We start from the raw sequence: 7597 nt of genomic DNA, 5'->3' as shown, positions 1-7597 counted from the left end.
AGTGGCCCGCTTCCGGGTCAACCTGTTCCGCCAGCGGGGCTCCATAAGCGGTGTGATGCGGGTGGTTAACTCCGACGAGAGCAAACTCAAAATTGTCTCGCTGCCCCAGGAAACCATTAACTTCTTCCGCGACAAGGAAAAGGGCCTGGTGCTGGTAACTGGGCCCACCGGCTCCGGTAAAACCACCACCCTGGCCCGTATTCTCGACGAGATTAACCAGCGCCACTCCAAGATGATCGTGACCCTGGAAGACCCCATCGAATACCTGCACCGGGGCAAAAATTCCATCGTGGTGCAGCGGGAGATTGGACAGGACGCACCCAGCTTCAAGGATGGACTGGTGGCAGCCATGCGCCAGGATCCCGACGTGATCATGATCGGGGAGATTCGCGATCATGCCACGGCTGCGGCGGCCCTGGAAGCCGCTCAGACCGGCCACCTGGTCTTCTCCACCCTGCACACCCTCGATGCCGTGCGCTCCGTCAACCGCGTGCTCGATCTGTTTCCACCGCACGAACGGGATGTGGCCCGCATTCTTTTTGCCGAGTCGCTGGTGGGAATCGTCTCACAGCGCCTGCTGCCCAGTAAGCAAGGGGAGCTGGTCTGCGCCATGGAGGTTCTCAAGGGCAACCTGCGCATCCGTGACCTGATCAAAGACCCCGATCGCACCAGCGAAATCTACGAGGCCCTCAAGGACTCTTCGCTGGATGGGATGCAGACCTTCGACGACCACCTGGCCGAACTCTACGCCCGCGACCGGATTGATCTGGAAACCGCCCTGGCCCACGCCACCAGTGCCCAGTACGTTAAGGTGAAAGCCCTGCAAATCAACGCGGCCCGCCAGACCCTTATTGACGAGTCGGTCGCGCAGCGTGGTAACTGAAAACGGCACTGAGATCACAGCTTGATCTGGCGGGCGACTGCAAATACCAAGGGGGACTGGGTCTGGGGCCTCTGGCCTTAGACTCCTGTTATGTTGATTTATGGACGCAACCCGGTTTTGGAGGCCATACGCGAGGGCCAGGTGGAGCAGGTCTGGGTGGCCAGGGGCGTGGAAAACTGGCTCTTGAAAGAACTGGACAGGCTGGGGGCTCCTTACAGACTGGTGCCCCGCATCGAGATGGATCAGATGGTCAAGACCACCCAGCACCAGGGGCTGGTGGCCGAGATTGAAGAGGCGGCCTACGCCGACCCGGAGGCCCCTTTTCGCCTGGCCCAAAAGCGCGGCGAGCAGGTCTTGCTGGTGGTGCTGGACGGCGTGACCGACCCACGCAACTATGGGGCCATCATCCGCAGCGCCTTTGCGCTGGGGGCGCACGGGGTGGTGAGCGAAGAACGCCGCAGTGCGCCCCTGTCTGCCCTGGTGCTGAAAGCCTCGGCGGGTACGGCCCGTAAGATCCCACTGGTACAGGTTAAGAACATCGCCCGCTACCTCGAGCAGATTAAACAGCAGGGGGTCTGGGTCTATGGTGCTAGCGGAAAAACCACCAAAACAGTAGACCAGCTCGACTACCAGCGCCCTCTGGCGGTTGTGATTGGCGCGGAGGGCGAGGGCATGCGCCGCCTGGTGGCCGAGCACTGCGACGAACTGGCCAGAATTCCTCTGGCCGCGGGAGCCGAAAGCCTGAATGCGGCGGTAGCGCTGGGGGTGGTGTTGTACCAGGTGGGGCTGGGGCGCAGGAAAGGATAGGGCCTATGCAACGCTTGCAGCAGGCGCATTCCTTCAAGCGGCTCCATCAACGATAGTACCGCGCTGTGTCGCGCAGGTGCCCCTGGAAGTCTACGTTGAGAAACAAACGTCCCTGGGCGTGCAAAAAGTACAGATACTTCTGGCCCCGCTCGTTAGTGCGTTTGGGGTTGAGCACGGCACGCAGGGCTTCCGCGCCGGGGTTGCCGATGGCTCCGGGAGGCAGGCCGCGCCGGGTGTAGGTGTTGTAGGGGGTGTCCTTTTCAAAATCGCCCGCGCCCCGATCGAGTTCGGGCAGACGCTTGCCCAGGCCATAGGCCACGGTGGGGTCGGCCTGGAGGGGCATCCCGATCTCGATACGGTTGAGGAAAACCCCGGCAATGACTGGCTTTTCGCTGGAGTTGCCAGCTTCGGCTTGCACGATGGAGGCCAGCGTAACCCAGTCGTGCAGGCTGCCCAGACCCAGCGATGGGAGACGGGTTCTGACCTCGAGGGTGAACTCCTGTTCCATCCGGCGGGTCAGGGTGTGCACGATATCTTCGGCGGTGTAGTCGAGGGGGAGGTCGTAGGTGGCGGGGAAGAGGTAGCCCTCGAGGGTGGGGCCTCTGGCCTCGGCAGGGCGTAGTTCGGGGGTGGGGTTGTTGACCAGCTCGAGGAAACGGGGGCCGTCCAGGTTGTGCTCGCTCAGGCGCAGGGCCATGTCCACCGCCCGCCAGCCTTCCGGGAAGGTGATACGCACGGTGAGGGGGCGGGACTCGTCGGTGATGGCCAGTGCGAGGGCCCGCAGTCCCTTGCCCTCGAGTTTGTAGTAGCCGGGCTTGAGTTCTTTGTCCTGACCGGAGAAGCGCAGAAACAGCGCAAACATGTAGCCTGAGCGCACCAGCCCGGCCTGCTCGAGGATGCGCCCAACCGCAGCCGCCCCGCTGCCCTTGGGAATGCGAATTTCGGCGGTGGTGCCGGTGGGCCCCATCAGATAGAGGGCATAGCCCAACACCGCTGCCACCAGCACAAACATGAACAGCACCCCCCGTAGAATCCAGCGGGTGGGGGACTTACCCTTTTCCTGGGGGTCGTCGGGGGTGGAGGGCAGATCGGATAGGGCAGGCTTGTTGGAATCATCCATACTAGGGGGCTCCGTAATCGGGTACTGCGAAGCTTATACGCTCGCCAGATAGGATTCGAGTAGTGCAATGGCCGCAGCTTCGTCCAGCTTACCTTTCTCCTGCCGGATGCGCCTGGGGGCATTCATCAGACGCTGCTGCCCCAGTCGGGTGGTGAAGCGCTCGTCCACCAACTCAACCTGCATTTCCCGCTGGCGCATGGCCTCGACCAGCCCCAGCACCTGTTCGGCCTGGGCACTGGGCCGGCCGTCGGTGCGCAGGGGCAGTCCCACCACGAAGCGCTCGGCATGTTCGCGTCTGGCAAAGTCCGCGAGGGCCTCGAGGTCGGTTTCCAGGCTTTTGCGCACCAGGTAGCCCCGGCCAAAGGCCCAGGGCGAGCCGGTTTCACCTACCGCCAGGCCAATTCGGGCCTCGCCCACATCCAGCGCCGCTACCTTCATCGCTCCATTATTTCGCCAACTCGCCTGGAGAAAATGAGGACACAACGCCAAATTCATTTTTTTGTTCTGGGAGGTTGACTCTGCGAAACCCCCTGGGAGACGCTCTTTGAACCCCCTGCCTTTAGGCATGGGGAGAGTCAGACTCCCTTCGAGTCCCCCCTGGAACAGGCTTGATTAAGCAGTGCGGTGTGTCAGAACAACAAAAGACTCCCAGGATTTGATAAATTTTATGGAGCGAGCCGCTGTATGCCTCTGTTCGGGAACTTCAAGTACACCTCCTTCACCGAACTGATTCCCCCCCTGGTCAAGCGTTCGGGCGGTCTGGTGGTACATACGCCCTCGGCGGCGATTGCACTGGAGCTCGATCAGGGCACCCTGGTTTGTGCCTACCGCAACCAGGAACTGCTGGGCCTCGAGCAGGCCAAGGAAACCCTGCTCGAGCTGACCCAGCTCCCCGAGTCCCCGTTCGAGTTTGTCGGGCGACCGGTCAAACCCCGGCCCGATGGCATCAACTACTTTCTGCCCAACATGCTGGTGGATCTGGTGGCCCATACCAACGCCCGCCCCACCTATGCCGACCAGTTTATAGACCCCACCACCCGCTTCTGCCGCACCGACAAAAACGGCTATCCCACTGGAATTCCAGGGCGTTTTTTGATCGAGGCCAGCTACTGGCTCGAGTCGCCCAAAGGGGCCTCCTCCCACGAACTATCGTCCCACCTGCGGGTCTCGCTGGAAACCGTGCTCTACAACCTATACAGCCTGCGCCAGCTGGGCTATGTGCAGGCCCTGGATGCCTTCCGCCTGCAACAACCGCACAACCAACCCCCTTCCCGCCAGAGCCTGTTAAGCCGCCTGGCTCGGGGGCTGCGCCTGGGTTTGGCGGGTAGGTAAGGGCGTATCGCAATACGCCTTTACCCCAGCGCCTCCTCGAGGGTTCCAAACGCTTTGTCCAGGTCAAACCCACCGCCCTGGGCCAGCGCGCCCTTGCCGCCGCCGCGCCCGCCGGCAACGTTGGAAATTTTCTTCATCACCGTGCCTGCATCCAGCCCCTTGTTCTGGGCAGCCTTGCCAATTTTGATAACCAGGTTTTGCCCAGAGCCCACCGCCACCAGGTCGGCCTGGTGTTTTTCCAGCAGTTCATCCGCCGCACCGCGCAAGGCCCCGGCCTCGAGGCCCTCGAGCTTGACTGCCAGGTACTTGTAGCCGTTCGCCTCCTTGAGTACAGCACCCGTCCTGCTGCCCCCAAGCTGCGCCCGCGCCAAGTCCAGTTTGAGTTTCTCAATTTCCTTCTCGCGCCCCCGGAGCTCGTCCAGCAGCCTGCCCACCCGCTCGGGCAGGGCCTCGGCGGAGGTGCCGAGTTCGCGGGCCAGGCTGTTCATGCGCCCCAGGGCATCCCGGATATACGCGGTAGCCTCCGTTCCAGTAAGCGCCTCCACCCGCCGCACGCCTGCCGCCACCGACTCCTCGGCCACCACCACCAGTGCGCCAATCTCACCGGTGCGCCGCACGTGACAGCCCCCACAGAGTTCTTTGGAGGCTACATTGTCCACGGTGCCCTCTACGCTGACCACCCGCACCACCTCGCCGTATTTCTCGCCGAACAGGGCCACTGCGCCTTCCCGGCGGGCCTCATCAAGGGGCTTGTAGGCAGAGCTGACGGGAAAATCGGCCTGAATCCAGCGGTTGACCAGCATCTCTACCCGGGCCAAGTCCCTGGGCCCAATCGGCTCGAACTGGCTGAAGTCGAAGCGCAGTCGATCCGGCCCCACGTAGCTGCCTTTTTGCTGCACGTGCGGGCCCAGCACGGCCCGCAGCGCCGCGTGCAACAGGTGGGTAGCGGTGTGGTTTTTTTCGGTATCGCGCCGGTGAATGTCCACCAGGGCCCGCACTACCGTGCCCGACTCGAGGGTGCCTTCTTCTACGCTGGCGATGTGCAGGAAGATGCCCTCGGGGTTTTTCTGCGTCGCCCTGACCCTGGCCCAGCCGCCTTCCCACTCCAGAATGCCGACATCCCCCACCTGTCCGCCTCCCTCGGCATAGAAGGGGGTCTTGTCCAGCACCACCTGCACCTCGACTCCAGCAGGTGCTTCTTGGAGGGTTTGCTCCCCCACCAGCAGCAGCTTGACTTGGGCCTGTGCCTCCAGATCCTGGTAGCCCACAAAGCTGGTGCCGCCATAGTCGGCGGCCAGCGCCGAGAGCGCCTGGTTGGACTTCTTGAAGAGCTCCTTATCGAAAGCAGTACTCCGGCGGGCAGTCTCCTGGGCCTCTTCCAGCGCCTTCCGGTAGCCCTCGGTGTCCACCTTGATGCCGCGCTCGTCGGCAATTTCCAGCGTGAGGTCGAGCGGGAAACCGTAGGTGTCGTAGAGGGTGAAGGCATCCTTGCCCGAAAGGGTATCGCCCTGCTTTAGGTTTGCCAGCATCCCGTCCAAACGCCGGATACCGCTTTCCAGCGTTCGGAGGAACTGCTCCTCCTCTATCTTGATCTGCTTCTGTACGCTTTCCAGGTTCGCTCGTGTCTCCGGGTATACCCCGCCCATCACCTGCGCCACAATCTCGGCCAGCCTGTACATGAAGGGTTCGCGCAGGCCCAGCAGATAGCCAAAGCGCACCGCCCGGCGCAGCAGGCGACGCACCACGTAACCGCGCCCGGTGTTGGAAAAGCCGGCTCCATCGGCGAGGAGAAAGGTGACGGCCCGGGCGTGTTCGGAGATGACCCGGTGGGCCACCGAGATCTGGCCCTCGTAGCTCACGCCGGTCAGTTCAACAATTTTGGCGATCAGGGGTTGGAACTCGTCGGTCTCGTAGAAGTCGGCCACATCCTGCAGCACCATCGCGACTCGAGCGAGACCCATTCCGGTGTCAATGTTGGGCTTCGGGAGGGGCTCCAGAACGCCGCCGTCCTTGCGATCGTACTGTGGGAAAACCAGGTTCCAGAGCTCCACAAAGCGCGTACTCTCGCGGGTCTGGTAGTAGTTGGCCCAGGTATCGCTGCCAAACTCAGGCCCCCGGTCGTAATAAATCTCGCTGCACGGTCCGCAGGGGCCGTTGGGGCCTTTGGCGGGGGCGTTCTGCGGCCAGAAGTTCTCGTCGGCATCGAAACGGTGGATTTTTTCGGGGGGTACGCCCACCCGCACCCAGTGTTCGAAGGCTTCGTCGTCGTCTTTGTAGATGGTTACGTACAGGCGGCTTCCGTCCAGCCCCAGCCACTTCGGGTCGGTCAGGAACTCCCAGGCCCAAAGGATGGCCTCTTTTTTGAAGTAGTCGCCAAAGCTGAAGTTGCCCAGCATCTCGAAAACGGTCTGGTGGCGGTTGGTGCGGCCTACGTTTTCGATGTCGCCGGTGCGCACGCTCTTTTGACAGGTCGTAACCCGGTACCACTCGCCTTCGTGACCGGGGAACACCGGCTTTTTGCCGGTGAAGTAGGCCTTGAGCGGGGTCATGCCCGCGTTGATGAAGAGCAGGGTGGGGTCGTTCTGGGGAATGACACTGAAGCTGGGCAGGCGCAAATGCCCCTTGGACTCAAAGAATTGCAGATATTTTTCGCGGATTTCGGGGGTTTTCATCGTGACCTCTCAACCGGAACCAGCATAAAAGAGATTCTCCGCCAGGCAAACCCGGGCGACCTCTTCCAAAGAAGAGCATCGTTTACAGAACGCCTGCAATGAATCGCCTCTAACTTTGAATATACAGAGCGGTTATGCATTTGTATAGCGGGCGGTTTTCCTCATCGGTGCCGTACTGGTCGGGGTATTGTGGGCTATGGCGTCGGATGTTTCGCACCTCCTGCGGGTAGCGGATGATGCGGTCGGGGCAGCGGCCATGCCAGCCCTCGAGGTGGGGATGGGTCTGGGGGCCGTCCTGGCAACTGGTAGGGATGCAGCGTGCTGCCTTCCTGGAACGGGGTCGCGAATCAAGCCCTTTGCATGACCTCGCGGATACGCCAGAAGGCCAGGTAGAGGTGGTGGGACTCGTGGACGAGGAAGAGCTCGAGCCACTCCCGGAGCTGCATCGGCCCGGCTGCACTGTGGATGCCAGTCCGATCCAGCTGGGCTTCGCTCAGAGCCGCGACCTGCTGGTTAAGCTGGGCGCGAAGTTGTTTGAGCTGGCTCAACACTTCTTCGGAGGAGCGCTCTACCAGGGCCAGGAAAGCTGGTTCGGTGTCGGGCTTGAGGCGCTCGATCTGGGGAGTGTCTTCGGTCAGGATGCGCCGCATGCGGGCCTGGGTGACCGTGGTGAAGTGGGCCAGGTGAGCCAGGTTCTCGTGGGCCGACCATTTGTCGGGCAGACTGCGCAGACTTAGTTGCGCGGGTGTGGCCCGGCCCAGCACCTGTGGAAGCCCGGAAAGC

7 protein-coding genes are annotated in these 7597 nt (G+C 62.2%); 3 read left to right on the top strand and 4 right to left on the bottom strand.

Annotation, left to right across the window (positions count from 1 at the left end):
- On the top strand, window positions 1-883 hold an 883-nt coding region (locus tag Q0288_RS07085; RefSeq protein WP_299429134.1), incomplete at its 5' end, for a type IV pilus twitching motility protein PilT.
- Window positions 884-973: 90 nt separating this feature from the next.
- Window positions 974-1690, top strand: a complete 717-nt coding sequence (rlmB, locus tag Q0288_RS07080) for a 23S rRNA (guanosine(2251)-2'-O)-methyltransferase RlmB (RefSeq protein ID WP_299429132.1) — start codon at window positions 974-976, stop codon at window positions 1688-1690.
- A 46-nt stretch (window positions 1691-1736) separates the two neighbouring features.
- Here rlmB and mltG read toward each other — a convergent pair whose 3' ends face one another.
- Complete coding sequence (gene mltG, locus Q0288_RS07075; protein ID WP_299429130.1) at window positions 1737-2810, bottom strand: endolytic transglycosylase MltG; 1074 nt, start codon at window positions 2808-2810, stop codon at window positions 1737-1739.
- A gap of 33 nt (window positions 2811-2843) precedes the next feature.
- A complete protein-coding gene (gene ruvX / locus Q0288_RS07070; protein WP_299429128.1) occupies window positions 2844-3248 on the bottom strand; it encodes a Holliday junction resolvase RuvX in 405 nt (134 codons plus the stop codon).
- A 246-nt stretch (window positions 3249-3494) separates the two neighbouring features.
- Between ruvX and Q0288_RS07065 the strand changes: the two genes are divergently transcribed.
- Entirely contained in the window at window positions 3495-4142 is a 648-nt protein-coding gene (locus Q0288_RS07065) for a hypothetical protein (protein WP_299429125.1), read from the top strand.
- Between the two features lie 20 nt (window positions 4143-4162).
- Here the strand turns inward: Q0288_RS07065 and alaS are convergent, their stop codons facing one another.
- Together alaS and Q0288_RS07055 are read right to left on the bottom strand one after the other, a co-directional pair.
- The gene (gene alaS / locus Q0288_RS07060; RefSeq protein ID WP_299429123.1) at window positions 4163-6814 is read right to left on the bottom strand and encodes an alanine--tRNA ligase; all 2652 of its coding nucleotides are present in this window, start codon (window positions 6812-6814) and stop codon (window positions 4163-4165) included.
- 347 nt (window positions 6815-7161) lie between these two features.
- The coding region (locus tag Q0288_RS07055; RefSeq protein WP_299429121.1) for a DinB family protein at window positions 7162-7597 on the bottom strand (436 nt) is incomplete at its 5' end.

Origin of the sequence: uncultured Meiothermus sp., assembly GCF_937863175.1 — a bacterium.
Taxonomy (GTDB): Bacteria; Deinococcota; Deinococci; order Deinococcales; family Thermaceae; genus Meiothermus.
The sequence above is the reverse complement of the archived record's forward strand: the minus strand, read 5'-3'. Positions and strand labels throughout refer to the sequence as shown.

What these genes read in the sequence shown, in the direction of transcription:
- alaS (WP_299429123.1), bottom strand. Translation starts at nt 6,814, where the DNA reads ATGAAAACCCCCGAAATCCGCGAAAAATATCTGCAATTCTTTGAGTCC.
- rlmB (WP_299429132.1), top strand. Translation starts at nt 974, where the DNA reads ATGTTGATTTATGGACGCAACCCGGTTTTGGAGGCCATACGCGAGGGC.
- mltG (WP_299429130.1), bottom strand. Translation starts at nt 2,810, where the DNA reads ATGGATGATTCCAACAAGCCTGCCCTATCCGATCTGCCCTCCACCCCC.
- ruvX (WP_299429128.1), bottom strand. Translation starts at nt 3,248, where the DNA reads ATGAAGGTAGCGGCGCTGGATGTGGGCGAGGCCCGAATTGGCCTGGCG.
- Q0288_RS07065 (WP_299429125.1), top strand. Translation starts at nt 3,495, where the DNA reads ATGCCTCTGTTCGGGAACTTCAAGTACACCTCCTTCACCGAACTGATT.